The 23,108-nt window shown below is 54.8% G+C and carries 21 protein-coding genes; 5 read left to right on the top strand and 16 right to left on the bottom strand.

From position 1 onward, the window contains the following. A partial coding sequence (locus tag FFS57_RS20730; RefSeq protein ID WP_137939736.1) for a family 8 glycosyl hydrolase occupies positions 1–1,281 on the bottom strand: 1,281 nt, incomplete at its 3' end. Between the two features lie 544 nt (positions 1,282–1,825). On the opposite strand from FFS57_RS20730, the gene FFS57_RS20725 reads away from it, so the two are divergent. The 5 genes from FFS57_RS20725 (at position 1,826) to FFS57_RS20705 (ending at position 6,386) form a co-directional block, all read left to right on the top strand. Further along, positions 1,826–2,671, top strand: coding sequence for an AraC family transcriptional regulator (locus FFS57_RS20725; protein ID WP_137939735.1), 846 nt, complete (start codon positions 1,826–1,828; stop codon positions 2,669–2,671). A gap of 77 nt (positions 2,672–2,748) precedes the next feature. Continuing rightward, positions 2,749–3,225, top strand: coding sequence for a NuoB/complex I 20 kDa subunit family protein (locus FFS57_RS20720; RefSeq protein ID WP_137939734.1), 477 nt, complete (start codon positions 2,749–2,751; stop codon positions 3,223–3,225). A 2-nt stretch (positions 3,226–3,227) separates the two neighbouring features. Next, positions 3,228–3,911 (top strand): DUF4336 domain-containing protein, encoded by a 684-nt coding sequence (locus tag FFS57_RS20715; protein ID WP_137939733.1) that lies wholly within the window; start codon positions 3,228–3,230, stop codon positions 3,909–3,911. 313 nt (positions 3,912–4,224) lie between these two features. Then, positions 4,225–5,280 carry a purine-nucleoside phosphorylase gene (locus FFS57_RS20710; RefSeq protein ID WP_137939732.1) on the top strand — a complete coding sequence of 352 codons (1,056 nt, stop codon included), beginning with the start codon at positions 4,225–4,227 and terminating at the stop codon, positions 5,278–5,280. Between the two features lie 176 nt (positions 5,281–5,456). Beyond that, entirely contained in the window at positions 5,457–6,386 is a 930-nt protein-coding gene (locus FFS57_RS20705; RefSeq protein WP_249384097.1) for a purine-nucleoside phosphorylase, read from the top strand. 134 nt (positions 6,387–6,520) lie between these two features. Here the strand turns inward: FFS57_RS20705 and FFS57_RS20700 are convergent, their stop codons facing one another. The 15 genes from FFS57_RS20700 to FFS57_RS20630 all read right to left on the bottom strand — a co-directional run bounded on the left by FFS57_RS20700 (position 6,521) and on the right by FFS57_RS20630 (position 22,512). Then, entirely contained in the window at positions 6,521–7,426 is a 906-nt protein-coding gene (locus FFS57_RS20700) for a hypothetical protein (protein ID WP_137939730.1), read from the bottom strand. 348 nt (positions 7,427–7,774) lie between these two features. Continuing rightward, positions 7,775–9,640, bottom strand: coding sequence for a M3 family metallopeptidase (locus FFS57_RS20695; protein WP_137939729.1), 1,866 nt, complete (start codon positions 9,638–9,640; stop codon positions 7,775–7,777). Positions 9,641–9,802: 162 nt separating this feature from the next. Beyond that, entirely contained in the window at positions 9,803–10,822 is a 1,020-nt protein-coding gene (locus tag FFS57_RS20690) for a GGDEF domain-containing protein (RefSeq protein ID WP_137939728.1), read from the bottom strand. Between the two features lie 105 nt (positions 10,823–10,927). Then, a complete protein-coding gene (locus FFS57_RS20685) occupies positions 10,928–11,809 on the bottom strand; it encodes a D-hexose-6-phosphate mutarotase (protein ID WP_137939727.1) in 882 nt (293 codons plus the stop codon). Then, positions 11,806–13,068 carry an MFS transporter gene (locus tag FFS57_RS20680; protein WP_137939726.1) on the bottom strand — a complete coding sequence of 421 codons (1,263 nt, stop codon included), beginning with the start codon at positions 13,066–13,068 and terminating at the stop codon, positions 11,806–11,808. Before FFS57_RS20680 ends, FFS57_RS20685 begins: the two co-directional genes overlap by 4 nt. 12 nt (positions 13,069–13,080) lie before the next feature. Continuing rightward, a complete protein-coding gene (locus tag FFS57_RS20675; protein ID WP_137939725.1) occupies positions 13,081–14,019 on the bottom strand; it encodes an ABC transporter substrate-binding protein in 939 nt (312 codons plus the stop codon). Further along, positions 14,016–14,609 carry a GDP-mannose pyrophosphatase NudK gene (gene nudK, locus FFS57_RS20670; RefSeq protein WP_502705934.1) on the bottom strand — a complete coding sequence of 198 codons (594 nt, stop codon included), beginning with the start codon at positions 14,607–14,609 and terminating at the stop codon, positions 14,016–14,018. The genes FFS57_RS20675 and nudK overlap by 4 nt, the downstream gene beginning before the upstream one ends. Then, positions 14,606–15,523, bottom strand: coding sequence for an S-methyl-5'-thioadenosine phosphorylase (gene mtnP, locus FFS57_RS20665; RefSeq protein ID WP_137939724.1), 918 nt, complete (start codon positions 15,521–15,523; stop codon positions 14,606–14,608). Before mtnP ends, nudK begins: the two co-directional genes overlap by 4 nt. Beyond that, positions 15,523–16,647 carry a fatty acid desaturase family protein gene (locus FFS57_RS20660; protein ID WP_137939723.1) on the bottom strand — a complete coding sequence of 375 codons (1,125 nt, stop codon included), beginning with the start codon at positions 16,645–16,647 and terminating at the stop codon, positions 15,523–15,525. The genes mtnP and FFS57_RS20660 overlap by 1 nt, the downstream gene beginning before the upstream one ends. Then, on the bottom strand, positions 16,644–17,351 hold the full coding sequence (locus tag FFS57_RS20655) for an HAD family hydrolase (RefSeq protein ID WP_137939722.1): 708 nt from the start codon (positions 17,349–17,351) through the stop codon (positions 16,644–16,646). Before FFS57_RS20655 ends, FFS57_RS20660 begins: the two co-directional genes overlap by 4 nt. Then, entirely contained in the window at positions 17,348–18,730 is a 1,383-nt protein-coding gene (locus tag FFS57_RS20650; protein WP_137939721.1) for an NAD(P)/FAD-dependent oxidoreductase, read from the bottom strand. Before FFS57_RS20650 ends, FFS57_RS20655 begins: the two co-directional genes overlap by 4 nt. Further along, entirely contained in the window at positions 18,720–19,847 is a 1,128-nt protein-coding gene (locus FFS57_RS20645; RefSeq protein WP_249384095.1) for a DegT/DnrJ/EryC1/StrS family aminotransferase, read from the bottom strand. The genes FFS57_RS20650 and FFS57_RS20645 overlap by 11 nt, the downstream gene beginning before the upstream one ends. Further along, positions 19,844–20,350, bottom strand: a complete 507-nt coding sequence (locus FFS57_RS20640) for an NUDIX hydrolase (protein WP_283204920.1) — start codon at positions 20,348–20,350, stop codon at positions 19,844–19,846. Before FFS57_RS20640 ends, FFS57_RS20645 begins: the two co-directional genes overlap by 4 nt. 4 nt (positions 20,351–20,354) lie before the next feature. Next, entirely contained in the window at positions 20,355–21,461 is a 1,107-nt protein-coding gene (locus FFS57_RS20635; protein ID WP_137939719.1) for a DegT/DnrJ/EryC1/StrS family aminotransferase, read from the bottom strand. Next, positions 21,445–22,512 carry a Gfo/Idh/MocA family protein gene (locus FFS57_RS20630; protein ID WP_137939718.1) on the bottom strand — a complete coding sequence of 356 codons (1,068 nt, stop codon included), beginning with the start codon at positions 22,510–22,512 and terminating at the stop codon, positions 21,445–21,447. Before FFS57_RS20630 ends, FFS57_RS20635 begins: the two co-directional genes overlap by 17 nt. Positions 22,513–23,108 lie beyond the last annotated feature (596 nt).

The raw sequence follows: 23,108 nt of genomic DNA, 5'->3' as shown, positions 1-23,108 counted from the left end.
AGGTGTGGGGGTAGGGGTGGGATTACCTTCAATACCACGCCACAGGCCGGAGACTGCGATCATTGACAACATTTTGATCGAATCTGCGTAATAGCTTTTATCATCGGTTTTGCTGATGTGATCCCATAATTTGTTCAACCATGCCTGATTGTTGTTGCTGACCATGGCGCTGACTGCAAATGGCGCACTGAAAGCCAATGAGCTGTAGTTGGCCAATGGTTTGCCGCTCAGATCATAGCCCGCCATGACATGATCCGCCCGTTCGCCACTGTTGCTGCGAATCCAGTTGTTCAGTGTGTTGAGAATGGGCAAGGCACGGGCGTCACCGGTCAACAGATAATCCATGGCAAAGCGCAGGGGAATGCGACAGGCATTCCACGCGTATTTGTTGTCGGTATCTGCCTCCAGTACTTTGCCGGGTGGCGGTGCGAAACGGCCGTTGCTTTGGCGTAATGCAAAGTCCGGCAGCAGGCCGGTATTGGCGCTGTAGTCATGTTGAACCTGCAAAGCAATGCTGTAGGCGAGGTCCAGCACATCACGCCAGAATGCATCCCCTGTGGCTTGGTAAAACGCCCGTAGGTGGTTGAACATGTAATCGGAAAAGCGGGTCAGCCGTCCCATCGGCTCATTGCCATCTTCCGCCCAATCACCCACTTTCAGGAATTTGTTCTGTTTGTGTACGATTGACCGCTTCAGGGCTGCCAGGGTTTTCAGGGCTTCCGCTTTGTAGTTGATCGCCCCATTGCTTCCCCAGGTTTTGTCAGCCAGCAGCAAGGCAAAAGCGGCATCCATATCGCCATCGGTGGCGGCGCTTGAACCCAGGCGACTCAGATTGACCATGTTGCCATTGTTGTCGATGGTCTGAACCCATGCCATCAGCCCTTTGTCCGTACTGCTGGGAAAGGCGCGATACAGGCGGGTCAAGCCATCGAAATAGCGGCGGGCTTCCGCATCTTTCCCGGCCATTTGCATGGTGACCAGCATGCCGAAGCCTTGTCCTTCCGATACATTGTATTTGCCATCCTCGCCGCCATAGTAAACGTAGTATTGATCGTTGAATTTGGGGCGTGGCTTCAGATAGCGACTTTTCCAGCTTTGGTAAAACGCCACCGTGGCCTGTTCCAACTGGCTTTGGCTGACATGGTTGGGCCGGATGACACCGCTGGCATAGCGGGCCTCCTCAACCGTGGTCGACATATCCATAGCCTGGGCAGCGGACAGCAGGCTTGGGCTGTTCAAAGCAATTGCCAGTGCGATAGCGATGGGACGAAGAGTGGGCATGGTCAAAAGTCCTTAGGATCGGAATGCAATGGAGGAAAGTGTTGGCTGATTATTCTAGTGTCATTGATCGGCTATGGGCGTGGCCTAGTCTGGTATCCGTGACCGTTTGTCCTGTTACAAGTACATCAATACCCCAATCATGCTTTGCAGCAATTCATATGGCACGACACGACAGTATGTGCGGCATACGCATTTTCCCTGTATGAGCAATGGACTGCGGCGTAGAACATGCTCGGCCTGTCCTTCGCATGGCACGGAAACGGTGGCTGATATGTGCCGTACTACCTCTGTCCGACGTGGCCGGAAACAGCATTGTTGATGGCTGGTTAATGCCAAGTAAATAAGCAAATTTACGTAGAGCGGTTGCAATTAAATGACAATATCCTGATATGTTGATGGGTATGTTGTTGAAGCAAGTATCTGTGCTGGTTACATTGCCTGGATGCATCCAGATATCGGAAAATGTAGCTGATGCGGTCCTTGCGCCGGCTTTGGTGACTAATCGACCGAACCGACTTCTGGTTTGACTTGCTTAGAGGCTTTCATGCGTCTGATCGTCCCGCCACCACCTGTTCTACAGCCATTTATCCACGATATTCTGATTGACCATCTGGGTGGTGGCGAACTGCATTTACCAGCCAAGCCGCAGCCGCAATTGATTGCCTATCTGCAAGGCGGATCAGCTTACCTAGGCGGTGATGGGCTACGGCATCCGTTGCCCCGTGTGGTAGTAACCGGCCCATGTCGTCTGCCACATCTGACTTTTCCACAGCCAGGTACGCAATATTTGATGCTGACTTTTCGTCACGGTTGTTTCGAACGGTTTTTCGACATGCCGGTAGATTGGCTGATTGATCAATATGTGGGGTTGGATTCGGTGATTGGCCGCGAGGTGGCAATGCCTTTGCTGGATCGATTGGAACAAGCGACACAGCCCATGCAGTGGGTACAAGAACTGACTGGTTGGCTGTTTGATGCAATGTGCCGTCGACAAGGACCGATGGCGTGGTTTCCTGGGCTGACCTTGAATGATCTGATCGGTCGGGCCGATGCATTGGCAGATCGCCTGAATCTGAGCACTCGACAGTTGGAGCGCCGTTTCAAGCTGGCTTATGGCATGCCATTTCGTGACTTTCGGCGCATTGCCCGGTTTGGGCTGGGTTTTGCGCATTTGGTGACAGTGCCGAATGATAGCTTGCCTGCCCGCGGCATGTGGGCACGATTGGCGCAGGATCTGGGGTATTTCGATCAGGCACATTTCGATCGTGATTTCCGGACATTTGTGGGCGTCAGTCCCAGCCAGTTCTTGCGACAACGGATGACAGTCAACCCAGGCACACAAGAGGTATACCGCTTCTCACAGCAGGAAGTGAGTGCGCTGTTCCTATAGCGGATGTCGTCTCAGTACAAGATTGCAGGTGATGTATCTCCTACACTCGTCCGGTCGAATGTCAGGGAGTATCGTTCATGCAGTCTGCCTCTTTTCACCGTGATGGCTATTTGCTAACCCGCTTGGATCATCTAGCCAATCTCGCCCGTAGTGATAGCTTGTGGTATCTCTCATTTGGCCTGGCGTGCTGTGCTGTAGAGATGATGCATGCTGCCGCATCCCGGTACGATATGGACCGTTTTGGCATCATGCCACGTGCCACACCTCGCCAAGCTGATCTGATGATCGTTGCCGGCACGCTCACCAATAAAATGGCACCTGCCATGCGCAAGATCTATGACCAGATGGCGGAACCGAAGTACGTGCTGTCGATGGGGTCATGTGCGAATGGTGGGGGCTACTACCATTACGCGTATTCCGTGGTGCGGGGTTGTGACCGCATTGTGCCAGTGGATGTGTATGTGTCGGGTTGCCCGCCGACTGCGGAAGCGTTGCTGTATGGGTTGATGCAATTGCAGAGTAAGATAAGGCGATCCCATACCCTCATCCGCTAGCCATGTCGTGTTTATTGCCGATCGTCGATGGTCAACTCTGGCATCAGCCCTATCCCATCCATTTTGCCGGATTGACGATCTGGTCACGCATGACGGTGGTGCGCTTATCTTCAGGTGGCTTGTTCGTACATTCGCCAGCACCGCTGACACCCACATTGCAACAGGCTATTGATGCGTTAGGCCCGGTCAGCTGTATTGTGGCGCCGAATCTGGGGCATCATTTGAATGCGGGTGTGTGGGCCAATGCTTATCCTGCCGCGGCATTGTGGATTGCGCCGGGGCTGGCCAGCAAGCGGCCGGATCTGCTCCATGGCAAGGTGCTGAGCGATTCTTCCATCGGGTCATGGCAATCTGATTTGGCACATTGCTTTTTCGAAGGCTTGCCAATGTTGAATGAAACAGCCTTCTTCCATCATGCCAGCCGGACGTTGATTCTGACCGATCTTTGTGTGCATTTCGGTGAGGTTTCCGGTTGGATCAAGCGGTTGTTGGTACGAGGGGTATTGGGACATCAGTTGGTGGTGTCACCTACCATCAGAGTCATGATCAAGGATAAAGTGGCCGCCCGTCGTAGTCGGGATCAACTGCTGGATTGGCCGATAGAACGGGTGATCGTGGCACATGAACAGATTGTGCCAGTTGGTGGTCGCCAAGCTGTTTCAGTTGCATTGGCCTGGCTTGGATAGTTGCTGAGACGTATTTGTATTGTTATGGCGTGTTTTAATAATATTTGTGTTTTATCAGTTGTTTGAGGTGATATTGGCCATGTTGAATGGCATTTTTCGACGGTTTTACATTGATTTTTCCATATTTTATAAATTCCAATAGAATGGCTAGATAGGTTGTCTGGTATGCCATTTGCTAATGCTGGGTTGTATTTTAGGTCAAAAATTTTTGATCCTATAGGGCGGTTGATTAAAATAAATCTATTTACTCGAATTTAGTAAAGTATTTGCTTTTGTGCTATATGGTGTGGCGTTTTGTCGAAGCGGAAACCATATGAAAAGCAAAAGTACCCTCTATAAGGTGCTGGCAGCGTCTGCCTGCGTAGCAGCAGGTGTAGCACTCACCGGTGCTGGCACCCCCCAGGCGGGTGAGGTCGGCGGCCCACCACGTCCAGTCAAGGCATTGATCATCAGCATGTTTGAGCCGGAGAGCAAACCATGGCTCGACAAGCTCAACCTGACCCAGCAATACACCATTCCTGGTTTGTCGCCAGACTTTCCAACTGTGCGCTGTAACAGTGACGATGTCTGCCAAATGACCACGGGCATGGGCCACGCCAATGCAGCAGCTTCTGTGGCTGCGCTGGTCTTCAGCGGTCGATTCGACCTGTCCAAAAGCTACTTCCTGATTGCAGGTATTGCGGGTATTGATCCTAAGCAAGGTACGCTCGGCACGGCGACTTGGTCGCGTTACCTGGTTGAGTACGGGATTGCATGGGAATTAGACGCACGCGCCATCCCCAGCAACTGGAGCACCGGTTATTTCGGCATCAACACCAAGGGCCCTGGCATTAAGCCACCCCTGGACTATAAAACCGAAGTATTTCAGCTGAATGAAGCGCTGCTGCAAAAAGCGCTGGCTCTGTCAAAGCATGTCACGCTGGAAGACAGCGATGTTGCCAAGGCATACCGTGCCAACTACAAGTTTGCGCCGGCCAACCAACCGCCGACCGTCGTGCAGTGTGATACCTCTGCTGGCGATACCTGGTGGCATGGTGAACTGTTGGGCAAGCGTGCTGAAGAGTGGACCAAGCTGTTGACTGATGGCAAGGGTACCTATTGCACCACCCAGCAGGAAGACAATGCCACCTATGAAGCACTGAAACGTGGCGCGAATGAAGGCCTGCTCGACCTGAACCGTGTAGCGGTGCTGCGCACGGCTGCCAACTTCGATCGGCCTTATGCCGGTCAGAGTGCCTATGATTCGTTGACCCTGCCGGAATCCGGTGGCTTCATGCCGTCGGTCAACAACCTGTATCACGTGGGTTGGCCGTTGATTCGCGATATCGTGACCAATTGGGAACAGTGGAAATCGGGCGTTCCGCGCTGAGCGACACGCCAACGATGTGATTCCACCACTTTCTCACAGGATTTGATATGAAATACCCCACCATTCTCAAAGCCGTACGCCTGCCGGTGACTGCGGCAGTATTGGCTGTGCTGACGACGGGCTGCGTCACGAATTCCAATTCGTCCAACGGTAACGAAGGCCGTCCGGTCAAGGCCATGGTCATCAGCATGTTCGCACCCGAAAGCGAACCCTGGGTCAAAAACATGAAACTGACCGAGGAAATCAAGGTGCCGGGCTTGTCGCCTGACTATCCGGTTGTGAAATGTAACAAAGACGACGTTTGTAACGTGGTGACCGGCATGGGCCATGCCAATGCTGCAGCCACATTGACCGCGCTGATCTACAGCGGGAAGTTTGATTTGCGCAAGACTTACTTCCTGGTGGCCGGTATCGCGGGTATCGACCCGGAACAAGGTACGCTCGGCACAGCAGCCTGGACCCGTTATATGGTTGATTACGGTATTTCCTGGGAAATCGATGCACGTGAAATGCCCGCTGGCTGGGAATACGGTTACTTCGGCATCTACACAAAGACCCCCAACGAAAAGCCCAAGCCAGACTATCGTACTGAAGTATTCGAGCTGAACGATGCACTGATGCAAAAGGCGTATCGCTTGTCCAAGGATGTGCAACTGGACGACAGCAAGGAAGCCAAGGCATTCCGCGCCAATTTCCCGAATGCACCTGCCAATCAGCCACCAAAGGTGACGCAGTGTGACACCGTGACCAGTGGAACCTGGTTTGCCGGCAACGCACTAGGCAAGCGTGCGCGTGATTGGGTCAAGTTGATGACAGATGGCAAGGGCACGTATTGCACCACTCAGCAGGAGGACAATGCCACCTATGAAACGTTGAAGCGTGGTGCCGCTGCTGGTCGTCTGGACGTCAATCGTGTGGCGGTGTTGCGCACGGGTGCCGACTTCGATCGACCCTATCCAGGCCAGACGGATGTCGATGCACTGGTTGAATATGGTGCTCAGGGCGGTTTCGAACCGGCCCGTTGGAACCTGTATAAGGTTGGTAGCCCATTGATCAACGACATCGTGACCAACTGGAACAGCTGGAAATACGGTGTACCGCAATAAGGGTCAGACCACAGCTTACTCGCTTCTGGTAAGCGACAAGGCCATGGGCAGTAGTGCCCATGGCCTTTTTCATGACGTGAATCGCGGCATCGTTCTCACCCTCATGGGCCAAACACTGCCGCGTGCTGTCATCATCAATTCACTTGAATACCGATCGCATAGGCACGGATGGTGGCTGGTGACACGATCTGATGATCCTTGGAAGACACCGTGCACCCATGTTGGTTGCCTTGTGTCACCGGTTGAATCTTCCACAACAAATTACCTGCACCATGCCAGTTGACCTGAGCACCACATCCCGTCAGTGCATAACCTGCAGGAACATTGGCTGTGCTGGATGGATGCTGTGTATAGCTGGATTCGGCGCTGTTGATGGTGGTATTGATGGTACCGATATTGGGAATGGACTGTTTGATGGCGATTGCAAACGACTGGGTCGAGGCTGGTGATGCGGCCACATGATCTTTTGAGCGTGCTCGCCAGGTATAGGCTGTCTCAGGATAGGACGCCGTTGCCAGATTGCCCATACCGCTCCAGTTGACACGGAATCCCCCGCCCAGCAGTACATAGCCTTGCGGAATACCCGCAGCAGTATCCGGATGCTGTTCATAACCGCTGGAGGAGACATTGACAGCGAGGTAGTTCATCAATTGTTGACGTGTCAGCCCCTGAATCTTCAGGCCAATGGCCCATGCGGTGAGCTTGGTCGGTGATGGGGTGATGTGATCTTTGGTTGATACCAGCCAGGCAGACAGATTGCTGTTTGGATACGAGGCGGTCAGTAAGTTGCCATTGGGTAACCGAGCCCCTTCCACACCGCCTCCAACTACGACGAAATCCTCCGGGACATCGACTGCAAAATCATTGAAATGCTGCTGAGTACTACCAGCCTGACGTTCGAAAACGGCAACCGTCACCTTGCCGGACGCATCAATCTGTTCATTGATTTTGGTTGAATTTCCGGCCATCGCCTGGGCTGCCATCACACACATTACCCAAACTGCAGCTGCCTTCAAACTTGGCTTGTAATGCACTGACATGCTTACCTCTTCCTCTCTTGGTTGATTTTTTACATCGAGATATTCATTGGTCACGCATTACGAAAATAGCATTTGGTGATTTTTAAGGTCAAATTGAATCTATTTCTGATAATTATTGCTACCAGTTATTTTAATATTTGAAATGATTCAATATTCAATGATAGGTGGATGAATATGCCTTTCAGACAAGCAGGGGTGCCAGAAATTGGCAAACTACTGGACAGTGGCCTGATTACTTGGCTGGTGTGGGTGTGGTTGGGCATCGGCTGGTGCTGTAAATGAAATTGGATTGGAAATAAAAAAGCTGGTGGTTTCACCAGCTTTTAATTAAATGACGAATATTTGAATTTAGTGGGTTGTACTGTATTGTCGATCTATCCACTCTTCAAATTTGCTGAACATGGCCGCATCTGAATGTTGGTTATCTGCAATCAACTCGGCACCATGTACCAACCGTATCCGCGCATTCAGCGATGCCGGATAGTCGCTTGGATAGTGGCGAGCCGCCGCTGCCGCCATGGTCTGCTGTGCGTGCGCCCAGGCTTCGTCAACCGACTGATTGCATTTTTCTGCCAGGTAGCGGGCGGAGAAGCCTTCACCCGTCAGGTTCAGCAAGGTTTGATTATGGGTATGGCCGTTGCCAGGCCCCCAGTAATGTTGGGCCAGCAGTGGGCCGATGGCCGGATTGTCTGTCAGGTAGCCGAATTTGCGCTCGAAATAGGCCCGGGTCTGGTACACCGCCATATGGGCCATCAAATAACCATGGTAGGCCGCTGCTGCTTCTTGATTCAATAGGTGTGGGATGGCCAGCAACGGGCGCGGGCCGACGTCCACGCCGAGAATGCGCTTTTCACAAGCGCGTGCCAGGGCTAGTACTGCTGCTGGTGTCCGTTCCACATCACTCATTTGATACAGTGCCCACTCGAAATAGGCGACGACCAGTGACGAACGCTCGGTAAATGCGAGGAACGGCTGTGACGTGGCGATACGGGCCTTGATCAACTCATCCGGAATGGTGTTGCCGTTTGCATCCTTGGCATAGCGTTTCAACCAGTCGGGGTCTTCCAGCAGGCTGTCGCAGAACATCGATTGTGTTTCGGCGTAGGCCATCGAGGTTGGCGGGAACTCTTGCGAGAAGCATGGCGAGTTCTGTGTCACATTGGCGAAGTGTGCCGCGTGGCCGCCCTCGTGAAACAGGGTATTCAACGCGCGTGAGCCACTGCCGATCTGGTCGGGTTTACCTTCAGCAGTGAAGTTGATCTGTGCAGCAACCCATTGGCCTTTTTCATCAAAGAAGCTGGGGATGGGACCATGGCAGAAGCCATTCTGGTACTTACCCTTACGTTCCATCAAGTCCAGTTGCATCAGTGCATCACGATAGGTGATCCCCAGACGGCGGAAGCTTTCGACCCAACGCTCGACGGCTTTCGAGAATGGAAGGTATGGATCCATTTGGCGTGTGACATCACCGAACATATGAAAGCGCAGGTTGTAAGGCAGCAGCGCATCTTCGCCTTTGTCGCGGGCCAGATTGGTCAGTGTGCGCAGGTTGGCATCACGGGTCTGCACCTCGAAATCATCCAGAATCTCGAACAACTGCTCCGGGCTCATTTGCTCGTTCTTGCGAACTTTGTAGTCGAAATAATTGCGGTAGCCCAATGCTTGCGCAAAATCGTTGCGCTTTTTGACAATCGCTAGAAACCCGTTGTCCAACACCCATTTTTCCAGGCCCATCAACGCATCGTGAGATGTTTTACGTGCGACACTGTTGGGGTTGGTATTCATGTTGGTGGCCAGCATGCTCAACGATGCATCTTCTTCCTGCCCTTGCTCGTTGATGTGGCGCATCGTGTATTGCTGGCGTTTGGCGAACAGCGCTGACTCCATGTCGATCAGTTCGTTCATGTGCTGACTTGCCGCTGCGTTGTCCACGATATTGCATTCGAACAGTGCCAACCACCCCTGTAGGCCATGTTGCAGTGTGCGTTTGTCTTCGTTGTCCGGCGCGGTTTCCAGTTCTGCCAGATGCTGGCGGACAGCCGTCAACATGGCTGGGTTGGAAATGAATGCTTTATAGGCTTGCTCTGCCTTGGCAAAGCCGGCATGGTCATCGCTGATGGCCATGTAGGTGTCCCAGAACAGGTCTTCTTTGGTCTTGTGGACAGCCAGGTAATCCTGATTCAGTTTGTGAAAAAACTGGCGGGTTTGCTCCATGGTATGGATATTCTCCTGAGGACTTTATCGTAATACGTCCATTGGGCGGCGATCAGGCCGGCATCGAACGCGATGTTATGAACGGAGAAGTGTGCTCGGGGTGGCGTGCAGGGTCAAGGTACAGGATGGCCCAGTCGCGAGGATATCAGGTGGGTAGGCTGGTCAGAACAATTCCATATCATCATGTTTGGCAGGTTCGCTCAACAGCCCTTGTTCCAACAGCGCATGAAAGCACTGTACCTGGTTGCGGCCATGTTCCTTGGCGTAATACAAGGCCTGATCAGCCTGGCCGATCAAATCGGAAGGGGCAACGTGCTGGACGATTCGTGCATAGCCGATGCTGATGGTGACTTGCCCGACCTGTGGAAATGCATACCGTGCCACACTATCGCGCAATCGTTCAAGCACCATGTGGACATGCAGTACAGGGCAGGGTGACAACATCACCACGAATTCCTCGCCACCAAACCGAAAAATACAGTCTGCTTCCCGAAAATTGTCCATAAACAGTTTGGCCAGCAACATCAGCACTTCGTCGCCATACACATGCCCAAAGGTATCGTTGATGCGCTTGAAATGATCGATATCGCAAATGGCCAGCCAACAAGGACAATTCGCGCAATCCAATCGGCGTTCGTTTTGCTGAATTTCACGTTGCCTAGCGGCCGAGGCAACCATCAGCTGGGCAAACCGGTCATCGAAACTACGCCGGTTGAGCAGACCGGTCAGGGTGTCGCAATGAGCTTGTCGCAGCACGCTCAATAGGTTGTCAACTACCTTGAGCACAATTGAAATCAGCTCCAGGTCATCCTCCAACGGATGATCTGCATAAAGTTCGACAATCAGGGCCACACCCGTCCAACCGTTGATCGGGAAACCATAAACGCGAAATGTTCCCTCGGTTTGGTAGCGGATGAGGCCAAGATGGGCGGGCGATTGTGCGGTGATAGGGGTTGTTGAAACCAACCAGGCATGCTGGTGTCGGTCTGACTGGGTAGATTGGTAAAAGCAGTCCCAATCGGTATCTGCGGTGTGTTGACGAAACACACGGATTGCCACGATATCGAGATGTTCTTGCAAGATGCTGGCCGTCACCTGGATCAGATTGTCCAGATCGCGTTGCGATGTGATATCGACCAGGCTGTCCAACGGCAGCGAGGCACTGTGGATGGCTGTGGGCACGACCCGATCCTCGGCAAGTTGGCTGGGGTTGTCTGTATATTAGACGTTCCGTTCTACCTGAGCAGGCCACTTGCGGCAAATGTAATCGGCTGTCCTGCCAGAGGGTCAGTGTGTGGAAGCTGAATGTGCCACCAGACGCTGCGTGCCAGTCCAACGATGTCCGGGCGCCACCGTCGTTGGCACCCCGACTACTGCCGATTCGATGCATACGAAATGCAGATAGCCGGTATCCGGCAAGTCCGGCAGATTTGCCGCCAGCATTTGCCAGGGATTCCACACTACCACATCAGTGAAACCGCTCTGTTCGACTTCTGTACGCCGGCCTGGGCTGGTCAATGTGACTGGATGCGGCACATTGAAGAAGAACCGGTCTATCTCGCGGTCGATATGGAGTGGCCCTTCGTTGGCAACAGCTAGCCGACGCTGGTCAGCAGAATCCAGGAATGTCAGGCCGGACAGCCCGGCAACACTGCTTTGGACCACCGGTGTGGCCAGATAGGTATGTAGTGCACCAGTGAAGTCAAAAGCTTCGCTACCGGTATTGTGAACTTCTAGCTCGGCAGTCAGCTGATTGCCGCCAAAGGTAAAGGTCAGCATCAATTCAAACGAATAGGGCCAGATGCAACGGGTACTCGCGGTGTCACCCAGCACCAGTTTGACCTGACTGTGGCCACTTGGTGTCAGGCCATGCTCTGCCAACTGCCACAAGCTGGTACGGGCCACGCCGTGCTTGGGCAACAGCCCTTCGTTGGCAAATTGCGGAAAGATGACCGGCATGCCACCACGAATGGCGGTATACCCGTTCCACATCGAATGTGGACTGAGATACAGCGGATCGCTGCCATCAGCTGTTCGCCAATGACACAATTGGCCACCGAACAGGCTAAGGGCGATGCTGGACCCATCGTCATGCTGAAAGCTGAGCAATGGCCCCGCGCTGGGTGCCAGATGGTCACGCAATATGTCTGGAGAGAGTCGGGTGTTCATGATCGGTTTGGCTCCTGCAGTGGCACAACACGAGGCATGATCAAACGGCGAGCCAGCGGGATGGCAAGCAGTACGTAGATGCCAATGACGCCAATCGGCATGGATGGCCCGAAGGCATCGGTGACCACGCCAGCGGTCAGCGTGCTGACCGTGATGGCGGCATCAGCACCCAGTCGCCAGATCGAGTACACACGACCGGAATGCTCGGCTGGGCAGGATTCATGCAATGCGCTCCACAGGGCAATGGTCTGAATTGCCATGGCAGCCCCGACGACTGCAGAAAACGCCACAATGACCCACAGCGACCGGGTCAGACACATCAGGCCGAAAAACAGTCCCATGCCTAGCCAGCCAACCATTGCATAACGCAATGCCTGACCGTGCATTTTCAGATGGCTGGACAAGAAGCCCGCCAGTAATCCACCGGTACCAAAGGCGGTGACGGCAGCGGCATAGCCAAAGGCCCCGCCGCCGGTGGTATCCATGGTCAGTCGGGGCAGGAATACGTAGTAGCAGGCGCCATAGGCGACATTGAACAAGATCTCGGCCGCGATGATGAATTGCAATGCTGGCCGTTGCTTGATCACCACCAAGGCTTCACGCAAGTCGCCGACAATACCTTGGCGTGGCCCCTGGCGCTGCCGGAAGCTGCGAACATCCATCTTGCGGCCCGCCATAGCCATGCAGGCATAGAACACGCCGATTACGGCATACAGGTTGAACACTGAGGTGATGTTCTTGATGGCATTGGCCAACAAGGGGGCTACCAGCCGGGCCAGTCGCTTGGCGGTGTCTGCCACGCCATTCAATTGTTGGGTGTCGGTGCCATTGGTCAAGCCACGTACTGCAGCATAGAAGCTGGGCATCTCGAAGGTACGACAGGTGGAGATGGCAAAGGCCAGTACGCACAGCAATGGGACATTCAGCATACCCATGTGGGCGAAGCCGGCGACACAAAATGCCAGCAGGCTACAGAGCAAATTGGCCCACAGCAACGTACGTTTCGGATCATTGGCGTCGGCATAGACGCCCGCAGGCAGGCTGAACAGCCAGAGTGGGGTACGGCTGGACATGCTGGCAATGGCGGTGGCTGCCGAGGAATGCGTCAATTCCCAGACAATCCAGATCAATGCGACATCTTGAATGACATCACCCGTCAAAACCGAAAGTCGGCCAAAGAACACCATGCGGGCGTTATGTTCCCGAAAGATGCCCAGACCCCTGGCAGGGCGTTGTTCGGCGGCGATGGAGGTGGACATGACGGGCTCCTGTCAGGCCGGGGGCGGGTTGAACAGTCGGACCCATTGTGCGCAGGTAGCAGCACGGTCGTTGATGGCCTGACCCACATTGATGCCGAACATGCCGGCCGGCAATTCTCCGCTGACGGGTGTGCTATGTGGCATCAGGCCCACTTTGCGGTATTTGCGATAAATGGTGTGGGCATCTGGCGTTAGCATCCAGCCCAGAATCTGGCGACCCGCTGCCTGATGTTTGGAACCTTCATGCAGTGCGAATCCCTCTGGCTCGGTGCCGGCGGCATCATGCGGGACGACCATGTGTACTGGTAGACCCAGTCGTCGCATCCGCTCGGCAGCGATGGTGACGGTGACCCCGATGGATGCCTCACCATTGGCGATGGCCAGGCAAGGCGCAAAGGCGGAACGCTCGATGCATGGTCGGTTTTCAGCCACCCGTCGCAACATGGACCAAGCCAGTTCCGGCCCGTTGGCTTGTAACAAGGCGGTCAGGTGCAGAAATCCGGCACCGGAAAAGCGCGGGTCGGGGATCACCAGTTCATTGCGGTAACAAGGTTTGGCTAAATCGGCCCAACTGGTTGGTGCAGGTAGACCACGTTCGGCCAATCGCTGATCGTTCAGGCAAAATGCCGGTACGAAAGCTGAGGGGCAGAACCAGCGACCTGCTGGATCACGAGCATGTGCTGGCAAGGCGTTCAGACCAGGTAAGGTAAGGCGGCTGAACAGGGATTGCAGGCGTGGGTCCATCATGGTGGTCAAGGCCCAGCCGAACAACACATCCCATCGACCATTCGGGCCTTCCGACAGCAGACGATCCAGCAGTGCACTGGTGGACATCCGCTCGATCTTCAGGTGTAGCGTGGGGAAGGTTGCTTCAATCCCGACGGCGTATTCCTCCAGCTCGTATTCTTCCATCGCACTGTAGGCGATGATGTCTTCCTGTAGCGTGGTCATGACAACAGCCCATTCAATTTGGCGTACTGCAACAACATGATGGTTTTTCCATCCATGATCTCGCCTTCATTGATCATCTGTAGTGCCCTGTCCAGTGTGACTTCCAGCACCTCGATATCCTCACCATCCGATTCCACCCCACCGCCATCGCCCACACGATCTGGCGCATCAAATTCACCGACGAAGAAATGGAGGATTTCGGTGACAGAGCCTGGGCTCATGAATGCCTCGAATACCTTGCGGACATTACGTACGCTGTAGCCGGTTTCTTCTTCGGTCTCCCGGCGGATGCAGGTCTCCGCATCGTCCTGATCCAGCAGCCCGGCGCAGGTTTCGATCAGCATGCCGTGATGGCCGTTGACGAAAGCCGGAAAGCGGAATTGCCGGGTCAACACCACGGTTTGCCGTGCCTTGTTGAAGAGCAGGATGGTGGCACCATTGCCCCGGTCGTAGGTTTCCCGGCTCATGGTCTGCCATGAACCATCCTTGCGTTGGTAGTCATAAGTGGTTTTGCGCAGCACATACCAGTCATCTGACAGCACTTCAACTTTGTGGATGCGAACACGGTTCTGGGTGTCTTGCTGCATCATGTGATGAATTCTCCTTCAGGGGTGTGAGCCAGTTGCTTCAACAGGCGTGGTACGACAAAGCCCAGCCGGGCAAGTATGGCAGGGTCCTGTTCATGGGGATGAGTCATGATGGCGGTGTCGAGTGCATGTTGGCAGCCTGCCGGACAATCGTGCCGATGGTGGATCAGCCGCTGGCAGACCATTTCCACCAGCTGGTTGGCCTGCTCGGCAATACGTGTCATGCGCTGGCTGACCAGGCCTGCTGTCACGGCCTCATGTTCGGTGTGCCAGCAATCAAAGTCGGTTGGCATGGCAACCAGTCCGTAGCACATCTCGGCTTCACGGGCGAGCTTGGCTTCTGGCATGGCCGTCATGCCGATGACTGTGCCTCCCCATTGCCGGTACAGATTGGATTCGGCACGGGTAGAAAATTGCGGTCCTTCCATCACTACATAGGTACCGCCATCCACCGTGGGTAGACGCAGACTGTGGCAGGCAGTGACCAAGTCATGCCGCATGCGGCTGCAGACCGGGTCGGCAAAGGGCACATGGCCAACCAGCCCGTGACCGAAAAAGGTTTTCTCGCGCAGAAAGGTACGATCGATGAATTGGTCGACCAGCACGAAACTACCAGGGGGGCAATGTGGCTGCAGGCTGCCCACCGCGCTCAGCGATAGCAGCTGGGTGCAGCCCAGATGCCGTAGTGCGGCAATGTTGGCGCGTACGTTGATCAGGCTGGGTGGGATCCGGTGTCCCGGCCCATGACGCTGCAGAAAGGCCACCGGCACCCCAGCCAGATCGCCGAGCAGTACGGCGTCTGATGGATGGCCGAACGGGGTGTCGATGGAAACACGTTCGATATGCTTCAGCGCCAGCAGGTGTTGCAGGCCGCTGCCGCCGATGATGCCGATACGATGGGTGGTGGGATTGTCCATCAATGTTCGCTCCGGGTGGGTAACAGCGTTGGATAATCGGGCTGCAGGCTCAGGCGCTCGGACAATTCCGACAAGGCAGATGGAATACCATCCCGCGACCACAGCAGGCCCTGGCTGGCATGGCGGGTATAGCGCGGCTCTTCGATCTTCAGTACGACATCGATGGCAGGCAGGTAATTCCAACGTACACCCGGGTAGAGCGAATGCGCCAGGTGATAGGCATCCGATGTCGGGCTGATGAATACCCGCACCAACCAACCTGTCAGGCCAGGGTAATCGGTTGGTCGCCCGGCCAGATATTCGATATCCAGCCGGTTATCCGGATTGCCACTGGCATACCAGCGGTGTTCTGTCAGTAACGATACCCAGGCAAATACCGCATAGGTGGTCAGTAGCGGCAGCCACCAGCCGAAGACCAGTCCCAGCCAGCCACCGGCCCAATACAACACAGTACCGGTCAACCCAAGACTGATCAGTCGATACATCACAGTCTGCCAGTTATGGTTGAGCAAGCTGTTGCGGGCCATGGTCTGCAGATTGTTGCGAATGCCCGCCAGTGAAAGCGGGTAGAACAACCGCAGCAGGAACTGGCTACGCGTCATCGGGAATGCCATGCCGCCATCACGTACCCTGGCCAGATTGGGGTCTTTGGTGTCGTGATTGGGGAACCGATGATGCTCCCGCGTATGGGTGATATGGCGGCTGACCATATCGCGTTTGAACACGGGGAACTGGTAGAAAAAGTCCGACAACCACCATTGCCACCCATGGTGTCGGCAGAGCGCAAAATGCACAGCGTTATGGCCGAATTCCTGCAATGCGCGGAAGCGGCCACCCACCCAGAACGTCAATGCAATCCAAGCCAGTAGGTGGTCCAACCATACCGCCAGCAATACCCCGATCAGGATGTCGAGCCATGTCCAGACAAACGGCAACGGGGCCAGCCAGTTGTCCCAGCGCTTGTAATAGGTTTCGTGGTAATCGGGCTGGCGTGGTCTCAGTTTGAGAATGCGCAGCAAACGCGCTTCATCATCGTAATAGCCATAGACCACCAACCGCATCAGCAAGTCAGCCAGCAACAGATAACAGGCCAATGACAGGTGTACATTGATCGCGATGTTCATGGGATTACCTCCGTGACAAGGCGGGAAGACCCGACAGGCATCGGCCATGCCAGATCAGCTATCAAATTTTCGAAGCCGGGGTAGCATGGGGCCTGGCTGGTTGTCAGCCTGGCTTCGTCCTGATGGCCGATGCTCAGCAACGCCGCATGCCAACCCATGGCTTCGGCGATTTCGGCATCATGGGTCGTGTCACCGACATACAGCACCTGCGTGGGTGGTAAATTCAGGTGCGATTGCAACACTTGAGCTTCGGCCAGCTTGCTGGTGGCTTGCTCATGTCCCAGGCCGTAAACATGCTCGAAATAGCTGAGCAGTCCCTTGGACTGCAAGGTATCGATCAATGTGGCATGAAACGAGGCAGATAACACCGACAGCCCGCGGCCACTGTGCTGGGTGAGCGACAGGAAGGTATGAGCATCTTGTTGCAGGGGGCAGTCGGCTACAGCGGCATCAAATTGGTGCAGATAATCGCGTACCACTTCACTGAAGGGTGTGCTGGCAAAATCAAAACCCAACAACCGATAGAACGCTTCGATCGGAAATCGAAAATGTGCGCGATAACGGTCTCGATCCACCACGGGCAGCCCATGGCGGCGACAAACATGGTTGACCGATGCGACCGCGAGATCAAGGTCATCCAGCAGGGTGCCGTTCCAGTCCAGTACTACATGGCGAATGGTAGGCCAATGTCGGGAAAGGTTCATGGTGGGCTACTCCGGGTGAGCGCGCGTGGTTTCAGCAAGCCATAGGCAATCCGCCCGACGATCTCGGGGCGGTATAGTTGCCGGGCTGGCACCACCAGATTGGTGATGCCAATCTGTGTTTGCAGTGCCAGCCGATGCGTGGCAGACAGTTCGACAAAGCGTGCGCCATACCAATGTCGCCACTTCAGGCCCAGGTCGCGATCACCCACCGTTTCCGGGAAACGTAGGTCCTCTGAGGTGGCCATGCCCCAAGCCGGGTTCACCGCATCGGCGAAATGACGTTGAATGTCGACGGCCTGGATTCTGCCGGCCAGCCAGTCACTGATCGATACGCGCAATGCTTTGGCCTCCAGCGCACAAATGGTCATGCCCTGGCTGTATAGCGGGTTCAGACAACATAGCGCATCCCCCATTACCAACAGGCCATCTGGCCAGTGCGGCATTTGTTCATAGTGGCGCCACAGGCTGCCAGGTACGGCAAAGCTGGAGACCTCGGACAAAGGCTCAGCATTACGGATCACGTTATAGATATCGGTGGCCGGTAGCGATTTCAGGAAGGCAAGGAAATCCGCTTCGTTCGGCTTCGGGTATTCGCCAAACCAGCCACCAGTTGTGACCAGCCACCGACCATGTTCAATTGGGCTGATCACACCCATACGCCGTTCGTTGGGTGGTTTGGGCAGCACCAACAGCACTTTCCATTGATCTGCCACAGCCGGTAGTTGTCGGTAAATGCGCGAGGTGTAACCAAGGCGTGTCTCCACCAGTGTTTTGGGCACCTCACCCAAACCGGCTGCAGCCAACCATTCGGCCATGCGTGAACCGCGGCCACTGGCATCAATCACCAGATTGGCCGGCAGGTTGAGCGACTGGCCTGCTGATTCGATCTTGACACCAGAAATGGCCAATTGCCCATCATGCGGATGAAAATGCAAACCGACCACGCGGCTGTCGGATTGCACCTCGATCCGGGCATTGCGACGAAGGCGGCGGCGAATCAGATTGTCGATCAATCGCCGGCTGCAGTAGTGTGCGCTGACGCCACTGGGGAAGCGTTGACGCCATTGCCCATACTGGAAACACTTCACGCCATGGCCTAGATCCACCGACAGCGCACCGGCCTGTTCCAGCTCGGTCGTGATGCCGGGAAAGATTTCTTCCAAAATCTGCTTGCCGCGCAGTAGCAACAGGTGTACGTGCTTTTCCTGCGGTACGCCGCGACGGTCACGCACTTCATCGTCGAAATCCCCTTTTTCGATCACTGTTACCCGATCGAAATCGCGGGCCAGTACCTTTGCGGCCATGCAACCAACAATGCTGCCGCCAATCACGACAGCATGGGATTGTTTTTGCGGGAAAGCCTGCAGATCAGGGTTCATAAGCGTTGATGACCTTCACGATATGGGCCAGGTCTTCCGGGCTCAGGTCCGGGTGCAGTGGGATGGTGGTCAGTGATCGCAATAGCGCCGCCACATGCGGGCAGTCGCGTCGGTAATCAGCCAGCACGGGATAGTTGTATAGTGGCTGGTTGTCGTATTTGTGGATATCGGACGGAATACCATGACTGACCAGATGCTCCACAAACTGCCTGCCATCGCTGGCGATGGTCTGCAGCAATAGCGCATAGCCGCTGACGGTGCCGCAGCAAGGAATCGGCAATTCGCGGACATGCGGGTTATGCAGTCGGGACAAGATCGCATTGCGATTGCGCTGGCGAATCGTTACTTGCCGTTCCAGTGCTTCCAGACGGGCGATACCCACTGCGGCATGCAAGCCATTCAACTTGAAGTTGACGCCAAAGGTCTGGCCATCCAGATTGCCGAAACGGGTGTAAGCCCGCATCCGTGCATCATGCTCGGCGCGATGACTGAGTACGAAGCCACCTTCGCCGGTGGACATCAACTTGCCTTCGTGGGTGCTGAAGCAGGCAATATCGCCGTACTGGGCCAGCCAATGCCCATTGAGTTTCACCATGTGCGAATGCGCCAGATCCAGAATCAACGGCAGGCCATGGCTGGCCGCCAGTACCTGTAGCCGGTCAGTTCGGGTGGGATAGCCCCACATCGGCACCTCGATAATCGCCTTGGTGCGTGGTGTCAATGCCGCTACGACTTCCTCAGGCGCCAACCCAAAGCTGTTTGGCGTGACATCGCAAAATATCGGGCGCAATCCGTGCATTAGCAATGGGAAAATGGTGCAGATTGGGCTACTGGGCGCCACGATGACCTCATCGCCCGGCTTCCAGTCCAGTGCTTTCAACGCGACGCCAACCGCGGCTGCGCCTGAGGATACGGCAAGTGCATACGCCGTGTTGTATTGCAGTTTCAGGTGCTCTTCGTAACGATCTACTACCGGCGAGGTCCCAGTCAGCCCGGTGTCCAACGCATAGGCCAACATCGACAGGTCATCGCTGTGGCGATGATTGCTGGTGTCGTCAATGGTGTGGACTGGCAAGTAATCCATCATTCGTTTGCGCTCGGGGCTGAGGCTATTCATGCCGTCACCTCCATCTGGTTGAGCAGCGCCCAGGCAGCTTCATCCTGGAATACTCGATGCAACAGCGTGCGGAAGCTGGGAAACAGATGCAGCTCCAGCGCGCCATGCTCATCGAAGAAATCGGCGGCATGTACCTCTGCATTGATGATGCAGTCTTCATCAAGTGCGGCGCACAAGTAGATCAGATCAAGGTGGTAATGTGGGTCAGCTGGGTCATTAATGTATTCGCATAACACCCGGTATGGCGTGTGCAATACGTGTACATCAGTCACTGCGTCACCCAGCGCAACGTCCCGCCAGCCCAGAATACGGGTACGGATGCCGGTTTCCTCCAGCACTTCTCTCACCACTGCCTGATCAGGCGTTTCGTGGAGCTCCACATGCCCACCCGGATACAGCCAGACACCGAGCTTGCGATGGTGAACCAGCAAAATGCGGCGGTCCGGGTGCAATACAAAACCAGATGCCGTCAGATGCTTGGGCAAGTAAGGATGCATGGACATCAAACTAGGCCTCCTGATACAGATTGATGACATGGGCGATATAGTCCATATCGGCATCGCTCAACCCGGGGTGGACCGGGATGGTGGTGATGCTGGCGAGTAGTTCGGCACCATTCAGACATTCACGTCGATAGGCTGCCAGGGCCGGAAATTCATACAGGCAACGGCAGCCATAGCGTTTGATGTCCGACGGAATGCCATGTTGGTCGAGGTAGTCGATGAAGCGCTGGTTATCCTCGAAAGCCAGTTTCAGATTCAGGAAGTAGTAATTTGGCTCGCCGCCATCTATGATCGGCAACTCATGTATTTGCGGATGGGCCAGCTGTTCCATGAGCCGTTCTGCGTTATGGCGACGGATACCCAGCTGACTGTCGAGATGCTTCAGCCTGGACTGACCCAATGCAGCAGGGAGTGCGCCAAGCTTGTAGTTCAGACCGAAATCGCGTCCATTCAAGTTGCCGAAACGGCTATACAACCGGCAGCGCTGAGCCAGTGTTTGATCGTCCGTCAGGATGAAGCCTCCTTCACCCGTCGCCAGTGGCTTACGCTCATGTGTGCTGAAGCAGGCCAGGTCTGCATAGGCCGATAACGATTTGCCATGTAATTGCGTACCGTGCGCATGGGCCAGATCCAGAATCAGCGGAATGCTGCAGTTGCGTGCAAAGGACTGCAGGTGATCGACTGGTGTTGGATATCCCCACATCGGGATGTCGATAATGGCGCGGGTGCGTTTACTGAGCGCGCGGTCGAGTGATTTGAGTTCTGCCGTGAAGTGATTCTTTTGGGTGTCCACGAAAATGGGTACTGCGCCTGCCGCCAGCACCGGATAGACGGTGCATAGCGGGCAGGTCGGTGTCAGCAGCACCTCGTCACCTGCTTTTACCCCCAAGGCACCCAGTGCCACGCTCAATGCAGCCGCGCCGGATGAGACTGCGATGGCTTCCTTGGCGAAGAAGTAACGAGCCAATGCCATCTCATAAGATTCCACTGTCTCGCTGGTACCGGACAGGCTGTGTTCCAGTGCACTGGCCAGGGTTTCCAGATCATCCGAATAGCGGGGTCGGTACTTGTCTGAAATCGTCCGGTTTGGGAACTTAGCTGAATTGAGCATTGGTGGTCACCCGTTGGTTGATCGGTCTATTGCCAAATACTGGTGCCTGCAAATCCGGCGTTGGTCTTTCTTCGCGGCACATGTGCTCAATGATGTGAAAGGTAGGGAGTAGACTGGCGAAATCGCCTTCGAATGCCTGCTGATGCCGAATCGCATCGAAAAAGCCGGACAATTCACCCAGATAGCCGCTACGGACATAACCTGAATCCAGTGGGCTGGGCTGCCAGGCACCTCGCCAGCGCTTGTCGCTACCCGCGGTACGGGTGGCGTGTTCCAGTTCGTGCAGTGTGATGTTCCAGAGGTTATCCAGCGAGATCATGGTGGAACGATCACTGATCACCTTCATGTCGAACTCGAAATAAGGGAACATGGTGCCCGTCAGGATCGATGCCGACACCCCGCTGGCAAATGCGATATCAATACGGGCCAACAATGATTCGGTATCCCGTTGTACCGATGAGTACAGATCCACGATTTCACCGCTGCCAAAGACGGTAGCCAGATCAATGGAGTGGATCGCCTGGGCCAGCAGGAAAGACCGTAGTGTGGATTGCATACCCCACAACGGTGTGCGCGGCTTGTTGGCATAGTGATTGATCTGCACGTGCATCGTACGGCCGAAGGCGTGACTGGCAGTGACCGAACGGATGTGCTGAATTGGCCGCGCAAAGCGGAAATTCAGTCCCACTGCTGTTACCAGCCCTTGTTGTTCAGCCATATCTGCCAATTCTTCCAGCTCCACCAGAGTGAAACAGGGCGGTTTTTCCACGAATACATGTAAACCGCGCAGCATCGCCTGCATGGCAATGTCGCGATGTGCCTGCGGTGGGCAGGCCATCACCAAGGCATCCAGCTGCTCGTTATCCAGCATCTCGCCCACGTCGGCGTAGTTGCCGGCATCCTTGACGTAACTGCGTAACAGGCGTGCCCGTTCCAGTTCGCTATCGCATGCTGCCACAATATGGATATCCGGAATCTGCAATAGCGAGGGCAGCAGGTTTTCCCGCGTTTGCGCACCAATTCCGATTATTCCGACTCTGATAACCGACATCGTATTTCCTCCGCGACGCTATCCAACATGAATGGTCCGTCTCATGTGCTGCCGGCTCTTGAATAGATCGACTGCACTCGTCTGGAGCGTTCTGGGCGGCATACTCGTTTACGGTGGCCAGACTGACTCCCGCTGTGGGCCGCACTCATGTTGCTCCATGTCAGGCACGGTTGACGTCCCGTGGTGCGGTCATGAAAGCCAGACCATGAAACGACGTGTTGACGGAGTCCTGTGTAGGCATTTCCTCCAAATTGCCGGGCTGTTGCGGTAAGCAGCAGCACAATCATGTCGCTAGGCGTCGGTTACTGCTTGCTAACATGCATATGATTTGACATTTTCGTGCATGTACGTGAATAATCATGCATAAGCAGATGTTGCACTGTTCCGTCTTGGCTGGTTTGCCAGTGGTTGGTGCAATGTGGGAAATAGCGTTAATAGATGCATAAGAAGTGCATTAAATAAGGATGTATGCGATCTGATGGCAAATTCTGATTGTCTAGTATCAGTAACCATCGTTACTATCCACGCCTTTTCTCACTTCATGAGCATGACAATATCGTGCATAAACGTGCAATGTCAAGAAAATAGTCGCAAGC

Origin of the sequence: Chitinivorax sp. B (genome assembly GCF_005503445.1) — a bacterium.
In the GTDB taxonomy this organism is placed as follows: domain Bacteria; phylum Pseudomonadota; class Gammaproteobacteria; order Burkholderiales; family SCOH01; genus Chitinivorax.
This window is presented reverse-complemented; position numbering and strand designations above follow the sequence as displayed.